Source organism: Bacillus sp. SIMBA_005, from assembly GCF_046535585.1.
Lineage (GTDB): Bacteria > Bacillota > Bacilli > Bacillales > Bacillaceae > Bacillus > Bacillus pumilus.
In genome coordinates this window covers 1-263 of the sequence record NZ_JAWRWI010000589.1, presented here as the reverse complement: position 1 = coordinate 263, position 263 = coordinate 1, and the positions used below count along the sequence as shown (strand labels likewise).

Here is a 263-nt window from a genome sequence, read left to right as displayed (position 1 = left end):
CTCGCGCGCGTCATCACGGCCGGCGTCTTATTCGGTACCGTCGCGGCTGCGGTTCACATCGTCGCGAGTGAGGTGATCGCCTGCCTGAGCGGTGAGGCATGCCGTGTCGTGAGCTTGTCGGGAGACTTGCTCGCCCTCGGAACGCTTCTCGTCCTACTTCTGTTGGGATCCATGCTCGGCGCCTGGCTCGTCCAGACGGCGTACGCCAGCGGCCCGCCGGAAACGGTCCTCGCCGGGCTTACGGTGATCGACCCGATCGTGGC

At 66.5% G+C, this 263-nt stretch carries 1 protein-coding gene; it reads left to right on the top strand.

Features of this window, described 5'->3' with window-relative positions; translation table 11 throughout:
* Positions 1-263: hypothetical protein (locus SB660_RS21415; RefSeq protein ID WP_410584420.1), on the top strand; the 263-nt coding region annotated here is incomplete at both ends.